General features: G+C 59.4%; 19 protein-coding genes and 1 tRNA gene. 11 read left to right on the forward strand and 9 right to left on the reverse strand.

What is annotated here, in order from left to right:
* Positions 1-2: 2 nt before the first annotated feature.
* A complete protein-coding gene (sufB, locus tag CYB_RS06670) occupies positions 3-1,439 on the reverse strand; it encodes a Fe-S cluster assembly protein SufB (protein WP_011433021.1) in 1,437 nt (478 codons plus the stop codon).
* 179 nt (positions 1,440-1,618) lie between these two features.
* Between sufB and sufR the strand changes: the two genes are divergently transcribed.
* The 6 genes from sufR (at position 1,619) to CYB_RS06700 (ending at position 8,889) form a co-directional block, all read left to right on the forward strand.
* Positions 1,619-2,335: an iron-sulfur cluster biosynthesis transcriptional regulator SufR gene (gene sufR, locus CYB_RS06675; protein WP_011433022.1), complete on the forward strand. Its 717-nt coding sequence runs from the start codon at positions 1,619-1,621 to the stop codon at positions 2,333-2,335.
* A gap of 289 nt (positions 2,336-2,624) precedes the next feature.
* Positions 2,625-3,695: a 3-deoxy-7-phosphoheptulonate synthase gene (locus CYB_RS06680; protein WP_011433023.1), complete on the forward strand. Its 1,071-nt coding sequence runs from the start codon at positions 2,625-2,627 to the stop codon at positions 3,693-3,695.
* 141 nt (positions 3,696-3,836) lie between these two features.
* The gene (folB, locus tag CYB_RS06685) at positions 3,837-4,283 is read left to right on the forward strand and encodes a dihydroneopterin aldolase (protein ID WP_071818161.1); all 447 of its coding nucleotides are present in this window, start codon (positions 3,837-3,839) and stop codon (positions 4,281-4,283) included.
* Between the two features lie 30 nt (positions 4,284-4,313).
* Positions 4,314-4,895, forward strand: coding sequence for a tRNA-(ms[2]io[6]A)-hydroxylase (locus CYB_RS06690; RefSeq protein WP_011433025.1), 582 nt, complete (start codon positions 4,314-4,316; stop codon positions 4,893-4,895).
* Between the two features lie 34 nt (positions 4,896-4,929).
* The gene (locus CYB_RS06695; protein ID WP_011433026.1) at positions 4,930-6,279 is read left to right on the forward strand and encodes a sensor histidine kinase; all 1,350 of its coding nucleotides are present in this window, start codon (positions 4,930-4,932) and stop codon (positions 6,277-6,279) included.
* 309 nt (positions 6,280-6,588) lie between these two features.
* Positions 6,589-8,889: a DUF1796 family putative cysteine peptidase gene (locus tag CYB_RS06700; protein WP_011433028.1), complete on the forward strand. Its 2,301-nt coding sequence runs from the start codon at positions 6,589-6,591 to the stop codon at positions 8,887-8,889.
* 121 nt (positions 8,890-9,010) lie between these two features.
* Here the strand turns inward: CYB_RS06700 and CYB_RS06705 are convergent.
* Together CYB_RS06705 and lnt are read right to left on the reverse strand one after the other, a co-directional pair.
* Positions 9,011-9,083, reverse strand: a tRNA-Thr gene (locus tag CYB_RS06705).
* Between the two features lie 66 nt (positions 9,084-9,149).
* A complete protein-coding gene (gene lnt, locus CYB_RS06710; RefSeq protein ID WP_011433029.1) occupies positions 9,150-10,760 on the reverse strand; it encodes an apolipoprotein N-acyltransferase in 1,611 nt (536 codons plus the stop codon).
* A 231-nt stretch (positions 10,761-10,991) separates the two neighbouring features.
* Between lnt and CYB_RS06715 the strand changes: the two genes are divergently transcribed.
* A complete protein-coding gene (locus tag CYB_RS06715; RefSeq protein ID WP_011433030.1) occupies positions 10,992-11,528 on the forward strand; it encodes an HNH endonuclease in 537 nt (178 codons plus the stop codon).
* 9 nt (positions 11,529-11,537) lie between these two features.
* Here CYB_RS06715 and CYB_RS06720 read toward each other — a convergent pair whose 3' ends face one another.
* Both CYB_RS06720 and cysC read right to left on the reverse strand, forming a co-directional pair.
* Positions 11,538-12,473, reverse strand: a complete 936-nt coding sequence (locus CYB_RS06720; RefSeq protein ID WP_011433031.1) for an alpha/beta fold hydrolase — start codon at positions 12,471-12,473, stop codon at positions 11,538-11,540.
* 96 nt (positions 12,474-12,569) lie between these two features.
* A complete protein-coding gene (cysC, locus tag CYB_RS06725) occupies positions 12,570-13,097 on the reverse strand; it encodes an adenylyl-sulfate kinase (RefSeq protein ID WP_011433032.1) in 528 nt (175 codons plus the stop codon).
* Between the two features lie 154 nt (positions 13,098-13,251).
* Here cysC and CYB_RS06730 point away from each other — a divergent pair, with 154 nt between their 5' ends.
* The gene (locus CYB_RS06730) at positions 13,252-14,517 is read left to right on the forward strand and encodes an aspartate aminotransferase family protein (RefSeq protein ID WP_011433033.1); all 1,266 of its coding nucleotides are present in this window, start codon (positions 13,252-13,254) and stop codon (positions 14,515-14,517) included.
* On the opposite strand, the gene CYB_RS06735 is transcribed toward CYB_RS06730, so the two are convergent.
* Positions 14,514-14,867, reverse strand: a complete 354-nt coding sequence (locus CYB_RS06735) for a hypothetical protein (RefSeq protein ID WP_238376957.1) — start codon at positions 14,865-14,867, stop codon at positions 14,514-14,516. The two genes, CYB_RS06730 and CYB_RS06735, sit on opposite strands and share 4 nt — an antisense overlap.
* Positions 14,868-15,110: 243 nt before the next feature.
* Here CYB_RS06735 and CYB_RS06740 point away from each other — a divergent pair, with 243 nt between their 5' ends.
* Positions 15,111-15,935 (forward strand): creatininase family protein, encoded by an 825-nt coding sequence (locus CYB_RS06740; RefSeq protein WP_011433035.1) that lies wholly within the window; start codon positions 15,111-15,113, stop codon positions 15,933-15,935.
* 145 nt (positions 15,936-16,080) lie between these two features.
* Positions 16,081-16,377, forward strand: coding sequence for a hypothetical protein (locus tag CYB_RS06745; protein WP_148202718.1), 297 nt, complete (start codon positions 16,081-16,083; stop codon positions 16,375-16,377).
* Here the strand turns inward: CYB_RS06745 and CYB_RS06750 are convergent.
* A complete protein-coding gene (locus CYB_RS06750) occupies positions 16,374-17,624 on the reverse strand; it encodes an LL-diaminopimelate aminotransferase (RefSeq protein WP_011433036.1) in 1,251 nt (416 codons plus the stop codon). The two genes, CYB_RS06745 and CYB_RS06750, sit on opposite strands and share 4 nt — an antisense overlap.
* Before the next feature lie 204 nt (positions 17,625-17,828).
* On the opposite strand from CYB_RS06750, the gene CYB_RS06755 reads away from it, so the two are divergent.
* Entirely contained in the window at positions 17,829-18,716 is an 888-nt protein-coding gene (locus CYB_RS06755) for a leucine-rich repeat domain-containing protein (protein ID WP_011433037.1), read from the forward strand.
* Between the two features lie 13 nt (positions 18,717-18,729).
* Here the strand turns inward: CYB_RS06755 and CYB_RS06760 are convergent, their stop codons facing one another.
* Positions 18,730-19,908: a DUF3326 domain-containing protein gene (locus tag CYB_RS06760; protein WP_011433038.1), complete on the reverse strand. Its 1,179-nt coding sequence runs from the start codon at positions 19,906-19,908 to the stop codon at positions 18,730-18,732.
* A 53-nt stretch (positions 19,909-19,961) separates the two neighbouring features.
* On the reverse strand, positions 19,962-21,497 hold the full coding sequence (hemG, locus tag CYB_RS06765; protein ID WP_049749573.1) for a protoporphyrinogen oxidase: 1,536 nt from the start codon (positions 21,495-21,497) through the stop codon (positions 19,962-19,964).
* Positions 21,498-21,511 lie beyond the last annotated feature (14 nt).

Below are 21,511 nucleotides of genomic sequence, written 5' to 3' on the forward strand. Positions count from 1 at the left end.
CCCTAGCCGACGGATCCCTCTAACTTCAGGCTCAGCAACCGATCGGCTTCTACAGCAAACTCCATCGGCAGTTGGTTGAACACTTCTCGGCAGAAGCCGCTGATGATCATGGACACAGCATCTTCCGCAGAGATGCCGCGGGACTGGAAGTAGAACAATTGCTCTTCTCCAATCTTAGAGGTGGAAGCTTCGTGCTCCACTTTGGCGGTGTTGTTTTGCACCTCGATATAGGGGAAGGTGTTGGCGCTGCACTGATCCCCGATCAACATGGAATCGCACTGGGAAAAATTGCGGGCCCCTTCTGCTTTCGGCCCGATTTTGACCAGGCCGCGGTAGCTGTTTTTGGAGTGCCCAGCCGAGATGCCCTTGGAAATGATTTTGCTGCGGGTGTTGCGGCCCACGTGAATCATCTTGGTGCCGGTATCGGCCTGCTGGTAGTTGTTGGTTAGGGCAACCGAGTAAAACTCGCCCACCGAGTTTTCCCCCACCAACACGCAGCTAGGATATTTCCAAGTGATGGCCGAGCCGGTCTCCACTTGCGTCCAGGAGATCTTGGAGTTTGCTCCCTGACACAGGCCGCGCTTGGTTACAAAGTTGTAAATGCCCCCTTTGCCGTTTTCGTCGCCGGCATACCAGTTCTGCACCGTCGAGTACTTGATCTCGGCATTGTCTAGGACAATTAACTCCACCACCGCCGCATGCAGTTGGTTGGTGTCGAACATGGGGGCAGTACACCCTTCCAAGTAGCTGACGTAGGATCCCTCGTCGGCAATGATCAGGGTGCGCTCAAACTGGCCCGATTCGCCGTTGTTGATGCGGAAATAGGTGGAGAGCTCCATGGGACAGCGCACCCCTTTGGGCACATAGACAAAGGAGCCATCGCTAAACACCGCCGAGTTCAGCGCAGCGTAGTAGTTATCGGCAATGGGAACCACACTGCCCAAGTACTTGCGCACCAGCTCTGGATACTCCCGCAGTGCCTCCGACATGGAGCAGAAGATCACGCCTTCCTTGGCCAGCTTTTCCCGGAAGGTGGTGGCTACCGAAACGCTGTCGAAGATGGCATCCACCGCCACATTGGCCAGCCGCTTTTGCTCTGACAAGGGGATCCCCAATTTCTCGAAGGTCTCCAACAGCACCGGATCCACTTCGTCCAGGCTCTTTTTCTTGGGCTGCACCTTAGGGGCCGAGTAGTAGACAATGTTTTGGTAGTCAATGGGCGGGTAGCTGACGTTGGGCCAGGTGGGCTCGCTCATCTTCAGCCACTGGCGGTAGGCCCGCAGCCGGAACTCTAGCATAAAGTCCGGCTCCCCTTTCTTGGCCCAGATCTGCCGAATCACCTCTTCGTTCAAGCCTTTGCCAATCGACTCAGAGGGGATGTCGGTTACAAAGCCGTACTTGTAGGGCTGGTTGACCAGGGCGCGGACGCTCGTAGACATGGATGGCTCTCGGGTAGTGACAGGGTAGAAACGCGACTAAGACAGATGGCCAAATAAAACAACAGAGTTGTTGTTTAACTGATCCTCAGGTTACTTTAGCAATGATCCCGTTGTCAAAATAGCAGAGAGCTGTGCTGGCAGCGGCAGCCGATTAACCCAGTCTAACCAGGAGGGCGAGGGTGGACAGCACGCGCAAGATCACCGGGCAGGTCGCTCAACCCGCTTCGAGTAAGCAGGCCATCTTGGTCTATCTGCGCAAGGCGGGGCAGGCCAACGCCCAAACTCTGGCAGAGCACCTGCGCATTTCTCCCCAGGCCATCCGCCGCCACCTCAAGGATCTGGAGGCAGAGGGGTTGATCAAACATATCGCTCAACCCAATGGTCTAGGGCGACCCCAGCATCTCTATCAGCTCAGCCCCTTGGGAGAAGAGCAATTTCCCGCCAGCTACGATGAGTTTGCCCTTGGTCTGCTCAACACCCTGGCCGAAACTCTGGGATCCGAACAGATGGGATCCCTTCTCCACCATCAGTGGCAGCGCAAAGCCCGGGAATATCAGGCCCAGCTGGGATCTGGATCCCTACGGGAGCGGCTGGAGCGTTTGGTGCAGTTGCGCCAGGCAGAGGGTTACATGGCGGAGTACTACCCCTATCCTGCCGACCTGACTGTGCCGCTGGCAGCAGAGGGATCCGAGCCTTACGTCGAGCAGTATGTGTTGGTCGAGCACAATTGCGCCATTGCCCAGATTGCCCACACCTTTCCCAGCGTCTGCGGCCACGAGCTGGAGATGTTTGCTGCCGCCTTGCCCGATTGCCGGGTAGAGCGCATCACCTGGCAGGTGCAGGGAGAACACCCCTGCGGCTACTGGATTGCCAAGCCAGCGGCTCGGTCGACTTAAGACTTCCCGCTGGTCTCTCCGCCAGGAAACCGGATCCCTGAGGTGTCAAACGAGGTTTTTTCGGGTATAGTTATCTCGTACAGGTTTTAAGTTTGTTCTCCGCATGGTCTGGCGCGCTTCCTTTTTTGGCTACTTTAGCTTTCCCTGGCAACGACCAGGGCAGAAGGGTGGCGCGTAAACAAAGACCTACAGTTTACCCGAGTCAGTCCTGAAGCCCTGAGCCCAGCGCCAGGGCTTTTTTGATGGCTCGACGACCCCATCTACCCACTTGCACGCTGAGGACAGTTCCATGCCCCCTCAAACCGACAATTGCAATATCCAAGAGGTGACTCCCTTGATTGCCCCTGCTGCTGTCAAGGCCAAGCTGCCCCTTACGGAAACGGCAGCCCAGGTGGTGCTCTCCACTCGGCAAGCCATCCGCGACATCATCCACGGACGGGATCTCCATCGCTTGGTGGTGATCGTCGGCCCCTGTTCCATCCACGATCCCGCAGCGGCTCTGGAGTATGCCCATCGCCTCAAGCGGGTGGCCGACCAAACTCGGGAGCACCTAGTGGTTGTCATGCGTACGTATTTTGAGAAACCCCGCACCACGGTGGGCTGGAAGGGCCTGATCAACGATCCCCACCTGGATGGCTCCTGCGACATTGCCACCGGCCTGCAACTGGCCCGTTCCATTCTCTTGCAGATCAACGAGCTGGGCCTGGCCTGTGCCACCGAGATGCTGGATCCGGTGACCCCTCAGTACACGGCAGATCTGGTGAGCTGGGCGGCCATTGGCGCCAGAACCATCGAAAGCCAAACTCACCGGGAAATGGCCAGCGGCCTCTCCATGCCTGTGGGCTTCAAAAACGGCACCGACGGGCGGCTGGAAATTGCGCTCAATGCCATTCTCTCCGCCAGCCATCCCCACAGTTTCCTGGGCATCGGCCAAGATGGCATGACGGCTCTGGTGAAAACCACCGGCAACCCGGATCGGCACATCGTGTTGCGGGGGGGAGGGGGCAAGACCAACTACGGCCCGGAAGATGTGGCGCGGGCGGCACTGCTGATGAAGGATCAAGGGATCCCTCGCTCGGTGATGGTGGACTGCTCCCATGACAACTCCCACAAAAATTACCGCAAGCAGGGATCCGTCTGTCGAGCGGTGCTACAGCAGTACCAGGCGGGGCAGCGGGCTCTGATGGGGCTGATGCTGGAGAGCAACCTCTACCCGGGCAAGCAAACCTGGCAGGAAGGGGCGCCGCTCCAGTACGGGGTTTCCATCACCGATGGCTGCATCGGCTGGGAAGAGACGGAAGCTCTGTTGTGGGAGATGGCAGCGACCGTAGAGGGGAGAGCGTTGGCCCTCAGCCATTGAGGGATGGGGATCCCGGAGTTTGTTAAAGAATCAAAAAGGAAATGGGGACAAGGGGCAGCCTGCTCCTAGGGTCGAGCCAAGGTTTCGTTGTTTCGCCAGGCCCTGCGGGATAGGGTCTCCAGGTCGAGCTGGGAGGTTGTGATGGAGCTACAGATCCCCACCAGTGTTAGCAGCGACGGTCAGCAGCCCTATCCAGATCCCGATCGGATCCCTCGGCAACCCCCTGAGCAGTTGCGAGATCGGCTGATCGTCTCCGGCCTGCGCTACTACGGTTATACCGGCCTTGATGAGGCGGAACGGGCTTTGGGGCAATGGTTTGAGGTGGATTTCGAGTTGTGGGCGGATCTGCGCCCGGCTGCTCTCAGCGGCCAACTGTGTGATAGCCTCGACTACCGTTCTGCAGTGGCCGGGATTGCGGAACTGGTGAAAAGCAATCAGTTTGTGCTGATCGAGAGCTTGGCGGAGGCGATTGCCGAAATGGTGCTGCGGGAGACAGGGGCCAGCAAAGCTAAGATCCGATTGACCAAGTGTCATCCCCCGATCCCGGAGCTGACGGGGCGGGTTACTGTGGAGATTGTTCGTCCCTAGAACTTCTCTTAACCCTTTCCTACCGACCCTGTGCTTGCTCTAGAACTTGCTTCTCGTACCTCTGAGGACTGGATCGAACAGGCTACCCGGCACATCGATCTGGTCTTGCTAGACCACGCCAATTGTGAGAAAAAAGCAGCGGGCAACGCCCTCAGCTTGCTGTTTCGCTACCCGGCTAATGGGCGTTTGGTGGAAACCCTCTCGCCGCTGGCGCGGGAGGAGCTGCAGCATTTTGAGCGGGTGCATCGCCACCTGCAACGGCTGGGGATCCCCATCAAGCCCTTGTCGGCTGCGCCCTATGCGGGTCGCCTAAACCAACACCTGCGCCGCTCTGAGCCAGAGCATCTGCTCGACACCTTGCTGGTGGCAGCCATTATCGAGGCCCGCAGCCACGAACGCTTGGGCCTGTTGGGGATCCACGCGCCCGACCCAGAGCTGCGGCAGTTTTATCTCTGGCTGGCGGCTGCGGAGGAGCGCCATTGGCAGCTTTACTTGGATTTGGCGTTGGAGCAGTTTCCCGCCGATCAGGTGCAGGATCGGCTCGATACTCTACTCCAGGTGGAGGCCGAGATCTTGTCTTCCCTTCACCCCGAACCCCGTGTTCACAGCTAGCCCCACTCCGTTCTCCCCCCGCGGTGCAGCTCCCATGTTCCAAGCGACGCGACAGTGGTTGGCCTTCTGGTATACAACGGTTACGGCAGTGTTGCTGCTGTTGTTTGCCGGCAGCTTCTATTGGTACGTGCAGTCAACCCTGATCGAGCGGGTGGACGATACCCTTGGCCATGTGGTGGAGATTGTCGAGCGGTCTTTGGTGGTGGATGAGAGCCTCTTGGATCCGCAGCAGGCCCGCCGCAGCTTAGAGGCCAGCTTTCGGGATGATCCCAGCACCCTAGAGGACGATCACATCGACTTGGAGTGGTTCGGCCCTCAAGGAACGCTCATCTGGTCCACGGTACCCGGCGGGATCCCTGCCCCCCTATTGACCGAGGGATCCCTGCACACTGCCCGCATCGCTCCTGGGTATTGGCTGCGTCAGTTCACCGAGCCGATCGTGGCCCATGGGAAGCTGCTGGGCTATCTGCGGGTCAGCCATCCTTGGTTTGAGGTGAGCAAGCCAACGCGACAGTTGATCCGGGATCTTTCCCTGTGGGTGGTGGCCGGCTTGACGAGTGTGGGAGCCATTGGCTGGATGCTCTCCGGTTTGGCCATGCAACCCATCCGGCAGTCTTATCAGCAGCTCAAGCAATTTACCGCCGACGCCTCTCACGAGCTGCGCAGCCCCTTGGCCAGCATTCAAACCGCGGTACAGGTGGCTTTGGCGGATTCCCAATTGGATGCCGACACCCGGCAGCGCTGGCAGATGGTGGAGCGGCTGTGTTTGCGGCTGGGTCGCCTGGTGGATGACCTGCTGTTTCTGGCCCGCCACGACAGCGGTATGGTGCCTTTCCAACCCCGTTGCTGTGCGCTGGATGCTCTGCTGCTGCAGGTGGTGGAGGAGCTGCAGGGCTTGGCCAACCAAAAGCAGATCCGCTTGAAGCTGGAGATTGCTGCCCCTGAGAGCGGGAAGGAACCTTCTCCCGCCCAAGTGGATCCCTTCGGTTTTTGGGGAGATGAAGATCAATTGGCCCGCCTGTTCACCAACCTGATTGAAAACGCCCTTCTCCACACTCCCCCGCAAGGAGAGGTGCAGGTGAGGCTGGAACAACGGCTGCGCTCCGGATCCCCAGAGCTGGTGGTACGGGTACAAGATACCGGGCCAGGGATCCCGCCTCAGGCTCTGCCCCATGTGTTCGATCGCTTTTATCGAGCAGATCCGGCTCGCAGCGGGGATCCCGGTCGCCTCTCGGGGTCAGGTTTGGGGCTGGCGATCGTCAAAAGCATTGCCCAGCAGCATCAAGGTCAGGTGCAGGTGGAGAGTAAGCTGGGCCAGGGATCCAGCTTTGAAGTTATTTTGCCCCAGCGGCAGTTGGAAATCTGTACCCCAGAGAGAGTCTAAAAGTGCTCTGGAAAACAGACAGCCCTCGGTCAATATGCTAGCTTTAAGCCAAGATTGACTGAGTCTTTATTCAGAACTGTATTAAGAACCGTATTGGCCCAGTTGAACTGGATTTTTGGGTACTAGAGATCTTTCCTTTCCAGATTTAAGAACTTCTCTTTTTCCCGGATAAAACAGCAGAGATGGGATCAGCTCCCAGGCTCTTGCCCTTCTCAGCCGGCTGCTGAGCTGTTGATTGGGTGATGAGTGAGTGCAGTCCGCCCGCACAGCCCCACAATTTCCCATTGAATCCTGTGCCAGGAAAACGTTATGTATCGCTTCCAGGTTCGTGCCATCACCCAGCCGGGCGAGAGAATTGCCTTGGTGGGATCCAGCGCAAAATTGGGCTCCTGGGATCCCTGCCATTGCATTTGGCTGCAGACGGATCCCGCTCATTATCCGCTGTGGTGGGTAGAGTTGCCGTTGAGCCCAGCAGACGGCACGCCCGGCCCGTTGTTGCCCTATAGCGGGTGTTCAAAAGAAATCCCTCGAGTAGAGTACCGGTATCTGCGCGTGCAAGCCGGTGGCGAAGTGATTTGGGAATCCACCGCTGTCAATCGCTGGGTGCCACTTGAGCCAGAACCTTTACCGGCAGTTTTGATTGTCGAGGATGGGGAGTTTGGCCAGATCCCTGCCTATCCTTACGGCTATTTTGCCGATCCCATTCCTGAGGTCGAACCGGAAAATCCGCAAGGGCTAAAAGTCGTCATTTTGGGCAGCTCCGTTGCCCTGGGGTGCAGCGCCTGGCTGTTGCGAGGTTGGGCTTGGCTGTTGCAGAAAGCTCTACAAGAGCGCTATGGCCATCAAGTGCGAAATCTCTCCCAATTGGGGGCCAATGTCAGCCGAACTCTGTTGCGGTTTGAGCAGGCGGTGATCCCTGAACATCCCGATGTCGTTATTGTTGCTTTGTCTTTGGGAAATGAAGGCTTGGCATCGGCCTTGCCCCAGCATCGCCGCGCCCTGCAGAGACGGTTTGAAAACGGCCTGCAGCGGCTAATTCAGCGAATTCAAGACATTGGAGCCTTGCCAGTTCTGGGAGGGGTTTATCCCCATGCAAACTACGGCCCAGAACAGCATCTTCTTTTGCAAGAAACTCAGCAAAGAATGCTCAGCTGGGGATGCCCTGTGTTCAATTGGCTGCCTCATTTGGAAGATGGACAGAGCCGCTGGAAACCAGACCTTGCTTTTGACCCAGCTCACCCCAATTCCAAGGGTCATCAGGTCATGTTTGAGGCCATCGATCTCTCTCTTTTGGATCCCGGCCAAGTTAGTTCAGCTCGTAGAAAGCTTGCTCAACCCGTTGGAGAACGGGTCGTTTTTGCAGATGAGCATGGTTTTTGGGTGACTGCAGAAACAGGCAAAAACCAATTTCGCATCGTGAATATAACTCCCTACCCTTATACCATCACGCCCACTTGGCAACCTTTGCAAGCCGCTTTCCAAAAAGCAGGTCTACAGCCGGGTCTGTATATTGGCAAAAGCGATGAAAGGCTAGGGGATGCTACCTTATATTCCCTTTCCGTACAAGAAGATGGTTCGGTGCAAACCACCCTCTCCATTCCTGCGGATGCCGATCTTGTCTTCTCCCCAGTAGCCCAGTTCTTTTCCTCGGAATCAGTAGAAACGATCTTCGAGGATGGATCGTTGATCCTTCTCAAGCTCAGTGGATCCTCAGAAGGCTCTTCTGATCCCATGCCTCGCCTGTGCGTGATCAACCAGAGCAGTCACGAGTACAACATCCACCCCATGTGGAAGGAAGTGCGGGCCGCTCTCAAAGCCATGCCAGCGGGTGTTTATGAAGATCCGAGCCACCGCGAAGCTCTCTTCCGAACCCTGATGATCGGGGAAGGTGGCCTCGAAAGTCGGGTAAAGGCTGCTCCTGGATCGGTCATGCTGCTGGAATACACCTGCAAATTATCGGATATTCATCGCTTTGCCATTGTACCGTTAGGGGATCGCTGCGCGGTGCGAATGCTGCTCTACAAGTTGGAATATGACGGGCCTGCCTTTCCTTTTGATTTGACACGCACCAGCAATTTGGCTGATGTGGCCGATATGATCCACAACGAGTTTCAGGGCATGTGGGATCCGCAATATTTGCACTACAGCCCTGAAGATCGGCGAATTTACCACAGCAAGTGGACGGGCCTCTCCTTTGGCCATGAGGTGGAAGAGGGGGAGGATCCACTTCAGAATATGCACCCCATCCATGAGCGAATGCGAACTCGCTACACTGCTCGCGCCAAGCGTTTTATGTATGTTTTGGAAAAAGCCGATAAAGTCTTGTTTGTGCGCACAGGGGGTTGCCGGCGAGAGGCCGTTGTTGACTTAATGGATAAGCTGGCGGCTAAGCGCAGGGGCAAGCCTTTTCTGCTGCTGATTGTTTCTCCTCAGTCTTCTGATGAGTTTGCCGGGATCCCCAATGTTATCCATTATGAGATGGAGTTAAATCCCGACCGCATGTGTGCAGATCCTGAGCATTGGAAGTACTGCACAGGGGTAATGAGAGATATTCTCCATTCTTTGGGGGTCTCTACCCGAAATCTTTTCTGGTGCCCTCCACAACTGTAGCCGTTCCAAGGTTTCACTGCAATTCGAAAGAATGATCGCTGCTGCCCAAACGCTCCGCGCCGCTTCCGCGACCACCCCCAACTCTTCTCCCAAAGGGACTCTGAGGTGTTCAACTCCAGAAAGCTGATGATCGGACTCGAACCGACGACCTGCTCATTACGAGTGAGCTGCTCTACCAACTGAGCTACATCAGCAGGGCTTTGAAGTGAGGACTGGATAGGAGAATCCGCAGACCCACCGGTGGGCCTATCGATTCTAACTCATCCTTGCCTTGCTCGGGATCCCCAGCGCCATAGCCCCAAAGATAGCCCCAACGTCAGCCACGCCAGCCAATCCCCCGCGCGATTGTAGAAAGTTGTCTCAGAACGCCGCTTCACTTCTCCCGTAATCACCCCCCGCTGAAAGATGGGGCCAACCTGCTGGAGCCGACCTGAGGGATCCACCACCAGATTGCCGCCTGTGTTATTGACAAACACCACGCCCCGCCGATTTTCCACAGCCCGGAAAACCGAGAGCTGGCCATGCAACATCGGCCAGTGGCTATTACCAAACCAGCTATCATCCGAAATCACGATCAAAGACTCGGCGCCGCGACGGGTTAAAGTTCGGCTGGGCGCAGGCAAGACGCTCTCCAAGCAGATCATCACCCCCAAAGGCCCGAAAAGCTCCCCTCCGTCCAGAGGCCGATAGCCATCGGGTGAAGGCACGTAGCGCCCCGACTCGAAATAGGGAAAGATCCACTGCTTGCCAAACCCATCCAGCAAGTTGCCCCGGGCGTCAAACAACAGGGCCGTGTTAAAAAATCGCTGCTCTGGCTCCGGCAAATGGGCTGTGCGGGGATCCGGCTCTGTTGCCCCCGTAATCAAAGCGCCTTCCGGCGGCAGAATCGCTTGCATTGGCTCGATCACGTAGGGTTCCAGGCCAGTATTCAGCAGCCGTGCCCGCAGCGCCCCCTCCGGCCAAACCACCAACTGTGCCCCAGCAGCCACCCCCTGGGCAGAAAGCTGATGCAGCTCCCGGTAGCGCTCCAGGCGGTAGTTCCAACTGCGATCGGCTTCCAGCCAAGCCACCTGCTGCACCGCCGCCACCCGAAAGTCAGGATCCCTGTTTTCGACGGCCAAGGCATCGAAGTAGGCCAGGCGTGCGCTTCCATAGGCCAAGACCAGCCCCGTCAACCCCAGGCCGCAGGCGAGCGTACCCCAGAAATCCCTGTTCCTGAGCATCTCACCCAAAACGTTTCTCAGGGATCCCCCAGCCGCCTGCCACCGGCTAGAAATCTGCCTGGCCATCTGCCAAAGAACCCCATTGACGAACACGGCAAAAAAGGTAACCCCCCAGATCCCCGTAACATCGGCTACTTGGATCCCGAGGGGCCAGTCGAACAACAGGGATCCCCAGTGGAAAGGGATGGGCCACCAGAGCAAGCCCAACAGCCCATCCAAGCCTGTCCAGACCGTGGCCAAGCCCAGCGGACGTGCCCAAGCCGGCAGGGGGCGGCTCAGCTCCAAACTGAGGAGCGTAGCGGTGGTGAAAAAGAGGGGGATCAGGGGAGCCACCACCACGCCCCCTAGGATCTCCCAGGCGCTCAACACCTCAACCGAGAAGGGATCCACCCAGAAGGCATACAGGCAAACCCAAAACCAGAGGCCATAGGCCAAACGCCACCGCGCCCACCCTTGCCGTTGCTCGCACAGGCCAAACAGCAGGGCTAGGCCCAGCAGCGCTCCCGGAAACCAGTGCAGCCAGCGGTTGGGGGATCCCAGACAGAGCAGCAGGATGGCTAGACCCATCAGCCAGCGGGATCCCTCGCCTGGATTTCTCTTTTGGGGCAGATCCTGCTGTTGAGTTGAAGATTTCAGTTCCGGCTTCATCACCTCAATAAAGTTCAGCCTATTCGGGAAACCCCACGTAATGCCCTAGGATTGAACACGCCCTTGCCAACAGCTCTTCTCCAGAGTAGCGTTTTGCAGCAGCCGGGAATATCTCCTGGAGCACAGAACTCCTACTGCTTGAATCTAAAGCTGTGTTAACATTTTGCATAACTTCAGGGGGCTGGCGCCTTCCGGCTTAGGTTGGGGATCCCGTCAGCGGTGCGCGGCACTATGGGCAAGGTTTTGGTTTTGAATGCCTCCTACGAGCCGCTCAACATCACCAGTTGGCGCAGGGCAGTCGTTCTTTTGCTTAAGGGCAAGGCCGAGCAAATCGAGCACAATGGCCGAGTGGTGTACGGCAACATTCCCTTGCCCACTGTCATTCGTCTGCGCCACTATGTCCACGTTCCCCACAAGGAGATCCCACTTACGCGCCGCAACGTCCTCTACCGGGATGGGCATCGTTGTCAGTACTGCGGCTGCTTCGGCGAAGATCTCACCCTGGATCACGTGATCCCTCGGTCTCGTGGCGGCGGGGATACATGGGAAAATGTGGTCAGTGCCTGTGTGCGTTGCAACGTGAAAAAAGGGAACCGCACCCCCCGCGAAGCCGGTATGCCCCTGCTGCGCCAACCCCGCCGTCCCCACAGCACTCTTTACTTTGAAATCTCCAAAGCCGTCGGCAGTGGTTCCCATCGAGAATGGTCTAAGTACACCATCGGCCTAGAAGGGGATCCCCAGGAGGAATTGTTGGATAGCCCAAGCTAGACGGGCCGCCTAGGGATGGACTTCCGATACAGGGGCAGCTTTGGAAATGGGGGGAGAAGTGGTGGCTGGGATCCCGGTCTCGATCCACCGGTGAATCAGGGCATTGACCTCTTCGGGGCGCTCATCGTGGGGGCAGTGGCCAGCCTCCAGGAAGTATTCCACTGCTTGAGGGTAGTGGGCCCGGTACAGCTTAGAGCGTTCCCGAGCCCGCATCCAGGGATCCCGTTCTCCCCAGATCAACAACAGCGGGCGCACCAAGCTGCACAGCAGCTCATCTACATACCGTCCCTTCTGCCCACCTCGCATCAAGGCCACAAACACATCGGCAGCCCCCGGATCCTGGGTGGGGCGATGGATGGCCTCGACCAGCTGATCGGTCACGGCTGCCGGGTCGTAGTAAACCTGCTTCAGCTTGGCTCGGATCACGTGCGGCTGCCGCAAATACTGAAACAGCAGGTAAGACACCAGGCGCTGGCGCAGGCCCCAGCCCACCAATCCGCCTATCCATTGCCGCCATCCGGTCGGGGATCCTTTGAGCGTGGAAAACCCACCTGCCCCATTCAAGAGCACCACGCCCCGCACCCACTCCGGCCACTCCGCCGCAAAACTGAGCACCACGTAGCCGCCCAGGGAGTTGCCGATCCCCACCACAGGCCGACGGATTACCTGTTGGCAAAAGTCCCGCAGCTGATCCCGCCAGATTTCGGCGCGGTAGTCCCAGTTGGGCTTGGCGGAGCGACCGAAACCCAGCAAATCGATGGCGTACACCTGGTAGTGTTGAGCCAATTCGGGAATGTTCTTGCGCCAGTGGTCGGTGGAGGCTCCAAAGCCGTGCACCAGAAGCAGAGGCTGCCCCTGCTCACCCTGTTTGACGTAATGAACTGACTGCCCCCGCCAGATCCACTGCGCCGAAATGGGAGTGGCCGATGCCGATGTCGAAGCCATAGGAGTTGCTTGTAAGCCTTTCTTAATTCTAGGTTCTTTGCAGCTACTCCGGGGGGAAGCCCACCCTCTACGGGCAACGTAAGAGCAGGGGGCCTGTTAGACATAACCTCTGCTTTTTAGGCTTTGTATCACCAGGTCAATACATTCGGGGATGCTTTGCTCGGCAGTTTTGCACACCACCTCCGGCTGTTCCGGCGGCTCGTAGGGATCGTCAATACCGGTAAAGTGCTGGATTAAGCCTGCCCGCGCCTTTCGATAGAGGCCCTTCACATCCCGGCGTTCGCACACCTCCAAAGGGGCATCCACAAAGACCTCGATGAAGCTGCCAATATATCGCCGTACCTCCTGCCGTGCTGCCCGATAGGGGGAAATGGCCGACACCAGCACAATCACCCCGTGCCGAGTCAGCATCTCCGCCACAAAGCCGATGCGGCGAATGTTCTCCTCCCGATCCACTTTGCTGAAGCCCAGACCCTTGGTGAGATGTTGCCGCACCAGGTCCCCATCGAGCACTTCCACCGGCAGCCCCCAAGCGCGCAACTGCTGGGCCACGCCGCAGCTCAGGGTGGTTTTGCCCGCCCCGCTCAATCCCGTAAACCAGACCGTTACCCCCCGCCGCGACATCTGTCTGTTTGCTTCTGTCTGTTTGCTGTGGATCCCTGAATCTTTGGCCCCGCCAGAATATCATCTCCAAAGCAGGGTGGTACACTCGAAACACGGCTTGCGCCAGCCCCAAAGCGCTCCGCGCCGCCAACACGACAGCAATCTTTTACCGGCCATGTCTCCTCTAACTTCGCCTCTTGCCAGTGCCCCCTCGGGATCCCCGACAACTGCCGAGCTGTTTGCCGAGCATGTGATGGCCACCTATGGGCGCTATCCCCTGACCTTGGTGCGCGGGCAGGGGTGTCGGGTTTGGGATGAGCAGGGGCGCGAGTACCTGGACTTTGTGGCCGGCATTGCCACCTGTACCCTGGGGCATGCCCACCCGCTGTGGATTCAGGCGCTCACCGAGCAGGCACAACAGTTGCACCATGTTTCCAACCTTTACTACAACCAGCCGCAGGCACAACTGGCTCAATGGCTGACCCAGCACTCCTGTGCCGACAAGGTGTTTTTCTGCAACTCAGGGGCGGAAGCCAATGAGGGAGCCATTAAGCTGGCTCGCAAGTATGCCCACACGGTGCGCGGGATCCAAGATCCGATGATCCTCACCGCCCATGCCAGCTTCCATGGCCGCACCCTGGCCACCATTACCGCCACCGGCCAGCCCAAATACCAAAAAGACTTTGCCCCTCTGGTGCCCGGCTTTGATTACGTTCCCTACAACGACATCGAGGGCACAGCAGCGGTGTTGGAGCGCTGGGGCGAGCGGGTGTGTGCCGTGCTGTTGGAGCCGTTGCAGGGGGAAGGGGGGGTTGTGCCGGGGGATCCCGCCTATTTTCAATGGTTGCGCCGGATCTGCAGCGAGCGGGGCATTCTGCTGATTTTGGATGAGGTGCAGGTGGGCATGGGCCGTACTGGCATGCTGTGGGGCCACTGTAACCTGGGGGTGGAGCCGGATGTGTTCACCTTGGCCAAGGGCCTGGCCGGTGGGATCCCCATCGGGGCCTTGTTGGCGAAAGACTTTTGCGCCGTGTTTCAGCCGGGGGATCACGCCAGCACCTTTGGGGGCAACCCCTTGGCTTGTGCGGTGGGCCTGGCGGTTTGCCGCACGCTAATGTCGGAGAGTTTGGTTTGGAATGCCCAGCAGACAGGGGTGTATCTGCGTCAGGGGCTGTCCCGCTTGGCGGAGCAGTTTCCGCAGCTCGTTGAGCAAGTGCGGGGCTGGGGCCTGATTCAGGGCTTGGTGGTGCGCATCCCGGCGGCTGAAGTGGTCAAGGCAGCCATGGACTGCGGGCTGTTGTTGGTGCCGGCAGGATCCCAGGTGGTGCGCTTTGTGCCCCCCTTGATCGTCACCCCGGCAGAAATTGACGCGGCTCTAGCGATGTTGGCATCGGCTTTGCAAAGGTTGGCCGCCTCCCTTGGCCATTCCGGGGCAGCCTAGCCTCGCCAGACTTGCCGCAGAAATGCCTGCAACTGCTGTCGGGCAGGGAGCTCGTGGGGAGCGGGATCCCTTGCCTGTTTCAGAAGGGGCAATACCTCCTCCGCATAGGCCGGAACAAAGCCGGCAGCAGGCCAGAGCAAATCCGAGGTGGCCCGCAGGTTGAAGACTTGGGATCCCTGCCTGAGCAGGAGAGGCCGCACCCAGAGCAGCGGCGGGGTGTCAGAGCCTGCCTCAAGACTGTGGCGAGAAACCTGAATCAGCTCCACATAGAGGGTGGCTTGCGACCCTGGCAGGGCGAGGATGGGACGGGGTGAGGGTGGAGTGCTGCCCACCTCCACCGGGGCAGGCAAAGGGCGGCTTCTGAAAGGGATATTCTCCACAGAGCCACATCGGGCGGGCAAACGAGGCAACAGGGTCATGCAATCGTTAACTGAAGACGATATGGACTGTACTGATCCTAATCGATGGCCTCCTTACTTTTCTTTGGCAGGCGGGTTGGCCGGGGATCCCGTCTTTGCGGGCATTTCGTGAACCCGATTTTGTGGCATGGTGCTAGGTAGCTTTCTGATCAAACTTGAACGGATCCCGCCATGATGCACACTTTTGTCCCGCCCCACCGCTTTTTCCCCTACCTGACCTGGACGGAGATCCAGGCCATGCCCGACAAAGAGAACGTGGTGATCATTCAGCCGGTTGCCTCAATCGAGCAACATGGGCCCCACCTGCCCCTGGTGGTGGATGCCTGCATCGGCACCGCGATCATTGGGCGCGCCATGGAGAAGCTGGAGCCTGAGATCCCGGCCTATGTTTTGCCCACCCAATGTTACGGCAAAGCCAACGAGCATTGGCATTTCCCCGGCACCATTACCCTCTCGGCTCAAACCCTGATGGCGGTGCTGACAGAAGTGGCAGAGAGCATCTACCGAGCTGGGTTTCGCAAGCTGGTGTTCCTCAATTCCCACGGTGGCCAGCCACAGGTCCTGGAGATTGTTGCCCGCGATCTGCACCAGAAGTATGAAGATTTCATGCTGTTTCCGGTGTCGGTCTGGCGCGTTCCCCACGAAGGACGAGAGCTGTTTACCGAGAAAGAACGGGAATTGGGCATTCACGCCGGCGATGGGGAGACCAGTATGCTGATGCACCTTTTGCCGGACACGGTGCGAACCGACCGATTGGTCTGCGAATATCCCCACGATCTGCCGGAAAACAGCCTGCTCAGCATGGAAGGGCGGATCCCTTTCGCTTGGGCAACTCGCGATCTCACCCAGAGCGGAGTTTTGGGCGATGCCACCGCCGCCACGCCGGAGAAAGGCAAAGTTTTGGTGGAGTCCATGTCTGACGGCTGGGTGCGGCTGATCCGAGATCTGCACCGGTTCCAGCAGCCCAAGGCTTGGCGCAAAGCCCCGCTGCTGGTCTAGGGATCCAGGCAAAAGACCTACGGCCTGCTTTGTGAAAGGCTTTCGCCAGAACTGGCCGACCAAGATACGACCTGCTGACGCGATCAGGGCAGCTTTTTGCTGGGCTGCTGCGAACTCTATCTGCCCAATGAGAAAGGGTGATACCTTGGCCCCAGAACACACCCGTTCTGGTGGAAATGGGGTGGATTTGGGCAAAGTTCACCTGGCCACTGCCCATGAGGGTATGGATATCTTCATCGCTAACGGTCAGGAGCTGCAGTCGAAGCGGCAGTACCCGGAAAGCCGAAGGGGAAGCTGGCCCAGTTGCTGCGTTGCAGGCAAAAGGGTTCGCGGCGGTATCGCCGACTGGTTCGTCATCTTTCCTGTCGGGCCCAAGCTGTTCGCCTCTGGCGGCGGGGAGCGCTTGAAAGAATCCTCGCCCTCTGGGTCAAGACTCAATTAACCAACGGCTCCAGCCCCCGCAAACACGCTGCCAATGCGGCGCATTGCCTCTTCCACGTTGGCGCGGCTGTTGAAAGCGGACAGGCGCAGATAGCCCTCTCCGGCGCTGCCGAAGCCAGAGCCGGGGGTACCCACCACATGGCAGGTGTGCAGCAGCTTGTCGAAAAACTCCCAACTGCTCAGCCCATCGGGTGTTTTCACCCAGACGTAGGGGGCATTCACGCCGCCATAGACTTGGATCCCCACTTCGGCCAACTGCTGGCGAATGATGCGGGCATTTTCCAGGTAAAACTGCACCAGACCTTGCACCTGCGCTTGCCCCGCTTCGGAATAGACCGCCTCCGCCCCCCGCTGCACAATGTAGGACACCCCGTTGAACTTGGTGGATTGACGGCGATACCACAAGCTCCACAGATCCACCCAGGATCCATCGGCAGCTTGCCCCCGCAAAGACTTGGGCACCACCGTAAAGGCACAGCGGGTGCCGGTAAACCCAGCGGTTTTGGAAAAGGAGCGGAACTCGATGGCACATTCCCGCGCCCCTGGAATCTCGTAAATGGAGTGGGGGATCCCGGGCTCGGTGATATAGGCTTCGTAGGCGGCATCGAACAGGATCAGGGAGCCGTGGGCACGGGCATAGTCCACCCAGTTTTGCAGATGCTCCCGTGTGGCCACTGCGCCTGTGGGGTTATTGGGGAAGCAGAGGTAGATCACATCCACCTTTTGGCTGGGCAGGCTGGCGGTGAAGTGATTTTCGGCAGTGATGGGCAGATAGACCAGGCCCTCGTATTCGCCGCGTTCGTTGGCCGGCCCCGTATGGCCCGCCATCACGTTGGTGTCCACATAAACCGGATAGACAGGATCCGTGATGGCGATGGTGTTGTCGTGGCCGAGGATATCCAGGATGTTGCCGCAATCGCACTTGGAGCCATCGGAGACGAAGATCTCGGAAGCGTCGATATCGCAGTTGCGGGCCTGGAAGTCGTGCCGGGCAATGGCCTGGCGCAGCCACTCGTAGCCCTGCTCTGGCCCATAGCCGCGAAAGGTGGCCCGTTCCCCCATTTCCTCCACCGCCCGGATCATGGCCGTTCGACAGGCTTCCGGCAGCGGCTCGGTGACATCGCCAATGCCCATTTTGATAATTTGAGCTTCGGGATGGGCGGTGGCAAAAGCCTGCACCCGCCGGGCGATCTCGGGAAAGAGATAGCCGGTCTTGAGCTTGAGGAAGTGGTCGTTGATCCTGGCCATGGAGGTTTGCCGAAGAGGAGGTCATCGGCTTTTCAGTGTAGCTGCTCGCGCTAGCGGGACGGAGTCCTTAGCCGGTTCCGGGCCAGAACTCTTCTACGTCGCGGTTCCCCTGCCCATAGCAACAACCCCGGCGGAGGCGGGACGGAGTAGGATGCTACCTTGGCAAAGATCCTTTGGAGAGCAGGGATGAAGCAGCAGAGGGGAATGGCTCGGCACGAGAGGTGGGCGGTGGGCCTGTTGGCGATCTGGGTTTGGCTGAGCTGGGGGATGGGGGCCTGGTCTGCTCCCCTTTGTCGGGATCCCCTCTTGCTGCGGCAGATCTTGGCAGCTCTGGGCCGTCCGGAGGTGAAGGTAGAGGAGGTGGCCCTTTTTGATCCGGATCAGTGTCTTGTCCAACTGGTGTTGGATCGCCAGGGGTTGAGCGGCTCCTTGCCGCCCGAAATAGGCCAATTTCGCCGGTTGCGAGCCTTGTCCCTCAGCCACAACCAACTTTCCGGCCCCCTGCCGCCCGAGCTGGGGCAACTCGGCCAGTTGGAAAACCTGTTTCTCGACTACAACGAATTCTCCGGCTCCATTCCATCCGAGCTGGGGCAGCTGCGCAACCTGCGCGGCCTGTTTTTGGATCACAACCAGCTCTCTGGGCCTATTCCCCCCCAGCTGGGGCAACTGCGCCACCTGGAAAACCTCATCCTGCAAAACAACCGCCTCAGCGGCACCCTTCCCGGCCAACTGGGCCAGATGAGCTCCCTCAAGGGCCTGTTTTTGGATCGCAATCAGCTCTCTGGGCCTATCCCCCCTCAACTGGGGCAACTGCACCATCTGGAAAACCTCTACTTGTCGGACAATCGCCTCAGCGGATCCCTGCCCCCCGAGCTGGCTCAGCTGAATCAGTTACGGGATCTGCGCCTGGCACGTAACCAATTCACGGGAGAACTGCCGACCTTTTTGGCAGAACTGCCCCGACTGGAGCGGCTGCACATCGAGGGAAACCCCGGCCTCTGCTTGCCGGCCGCCCTGTCGGAGTGGTTTGCCGGCCTAAACCCGGCGGATCCCCTGCCATCTCCCCTCTGCTCATGGACTCCGTCCCGCTAACGCGACCGGTAGCCTACTGGGACTCCGTCCCGCTCAAGTGCTCCGCACCGCGACCGCGAACGGCGCAAGTGTGGGATCCCAGCTTTTCCGGGGTGGAGGGGGAGAGCCGTAGCGACGACCAGGCCACTCCTGCTCGATGGGCCACCACCACTCCAATCGCCTCTAGATAGGAGGTTACCGATACATGAGGGATCCCCAACTGGCGGGGATGCACCTGCATCACGGTGGTGTTTTCCTCGACGGCAATGAAAAGCGGAGGACGAGTAAGAACTCCGTCCGTTCGCGTCAGCGGCGGAGCATTGTGGCGCGGTCGCGACAGCATTGCGGAGCCATAACGGCTGGCCAGGTGCAGCAAGCCAGGCCCCCCAAAGGCAGTGGCCGGGGCAATGACGCTGTCCACCTGCTCTGCTGTCAGGTCGCCCGGTTGGGCGGGATCCCCGCTCTTGACGAACTGGGGAGCGTAGCTGAGGCCCACCAAAACCGAAGGCAAGAAGGTAAACCCCACCTCTTCAGCAGCAGCGCGGGGGTGAACCGGCTTGGGGAAAGTCTCAGGGTAGAAAGCGGGGGCATGGGCACAAGGGATCCGCAACTCCCGCACCACCAGGTGGCTGATCAGGGCTTCGACGCCGGCCAGGGGATCCACCCCCCTTCCCTGCTCGTACTGGCTGAAGTCCAAGTCATCCGGAAAGCGGGCCACCACGGCAATGGCCTCTGCCCCCAGGCGAACCAGCTCCTGGGCAGTCTCCAAGAGAGCATCGGGCCGGGCTAGGGATCCCTGGCTGGCCCCGGAGGGGGAGAAGCTGACGGAAACGCCCAAGGGTTGGCGGGTCAAGCGCCAGGGGCCGATGTTGAGCCCCAAGGTGGCCTGAGCGGCTTGCATCACCTGCAGGTGGCGTTGTTGCAGATCAGGGGGGATCCCGGCATCCAGCACCACCCCAACACAGTTTTGGCGCACTGGCCGCAAATTCCACACTCCCGCACAGAACTGATCCAGGCCGTACCCTTCCACGTACAACACGTTCCCCATCGGCCAAAACAAACTGGCTCCGTTTAACACGTTGGGATGGGTAATGACCCGCTCTGCGGCTGCTGCCAGGGTGCGGGCAACAGGCAGGGCATCCCCGGCAAAACCACCGATGCGGGCACCAATGCCGGTGGGGATGAGCAGGAGGCTGGTGTAGGGATGGCTCATGCTGCTATGTCTACAGCACTCTATGCTGCTACACGCGAACGGGAACCGCACCGCTAACGCCGGACGGACAGGATCTGCTGGGCTAGGGCCTCGGCCCGCCGCACACAATCTCCCAAGGCCACGCCATCCAGGTAGTTGGCACACACCCACACCCCTGGGGTTTGGTCGGCCAGGCTGGCCTGCAATTGGGCAATCCGCTGCCGGTGGCCAAGCGTATATTGCGGGATAGCCTGGGGCCACAGGCGCTCTCCCAGGCGGATGGGTTCGACAGGGCGGGTGAGCAGGATCTGGCTGAGTTCTGCATGCACAATTTGGGCCCGCTCGTCAGGGGAGAGCGCCGTAATGGGCGGGATCCCTTTCTGGCGGGCAAAAGCCGCATCGGTAGCTCCCCCGATGAAGCTGATCAGGCAGTGATAGCCCTGAGGAGCCCGCTCTGGGAAGAGGGAGGAGGCCCAGATGGTGCCCAGGGTGCGCAGGCCCTGAGAGCGAGGGATCAGATGGCCAAACCCTCGCAGCGGTTGGGGGAGGGCTTCTTCTGGATAGGCCAAAGCCACCACCGCCACAGGCGGGTAGGGGATTTCCCTCAGCAGCCGGCTGGCCTGGGGGTTGAGATCCTGCAGGAGGGTGGCAGCAGCGTAGGCAGGGAGGGTGAGCACCACCTGTTGAGCCGCCACCCAGTGGATTTCTTCTGGGGCCGTGTGCTCCGCGCCGCTGTCGTGTATGACGAAGCCCACCCGGTAGCCCGTCTCATCCCGCTTGAGATGCACAGCCCGCCAGCCCAGCCGCAGCGCACTGCCCAGTTTCTGGGCAATCGCCTCAGGTAGCTGCTGCAACCCCTGCCGCAGGTTACCCAGTTGGCCCCGCTTGGGAGGAGGCTGGATGGGGGAGTTGGCGCTGTCCTGGTGACGGGTTCGCGGGAGCGTCGCGTAGCGATAACGGCTGCGCAAAGCCTGCACAGCACCGGCAAAGAGGCTGCCGTAGCGTTCTTCCAAGCCGGCAATGCGGGGGAAGGCTGCCAAGGCGCTGAGCTGATCCGGATCCCCGGCATACACCCCTGAGGTGAAAGGTTCGACCAGCCGTTCCACCACCTCGGATCCCAGTTGCCGCCGGAAGAATTGCCGCACCGTTTCCTCTCCGCCTGGCGGCGGCGCGACAAACCCCAACAACCCACGTAAGGCCCGCAACTTGCCGCCCACGCTCAACAGCCGCGAGCCAATGGCTGCAGAAGGGCTCAGGGGCACCGGCAGCAGCTCTTTTTCCCAGTAGATGTAGCGGGGCAGCTTGGCATCGGCCAGCACCAGGTGCTCCGCCAAGCCCACCTCGGCAATGAGGTTAAGCAGGGCGGGGACGGGGGTAAAGCTGTTGGGGCCCTCTTCCCAGCGATAGCTGTCTTTGGATTGGGTGGAGATACAGCCCCCCACGCGGGAGCTGGCCTCGGCCAGGAGCAGCGGCTGGGTGGATTCATCCTTGGGGGATAAGCCCTGTTGTAATCGCAAGGCCAACGTTAGGCCGCTGATGCCCGCCCCCACCACCACCACCTCGGCCTGCAAGGACTGCGTCCCGCTAAAGTGCTCAACAGAAGAGTTCATCTTTTGGGTTCCAA

This window comes from Synechococcus sp. JA-2-3B'a(2-13), from assembly GCF_000013225.1.
In the GTDB taxonomy this organism is placed as follows: Bacteria; Cyanobacteriota; Cyanobacteriia; order Thermostichales; family Thermostichaceae; genus Thermostichus.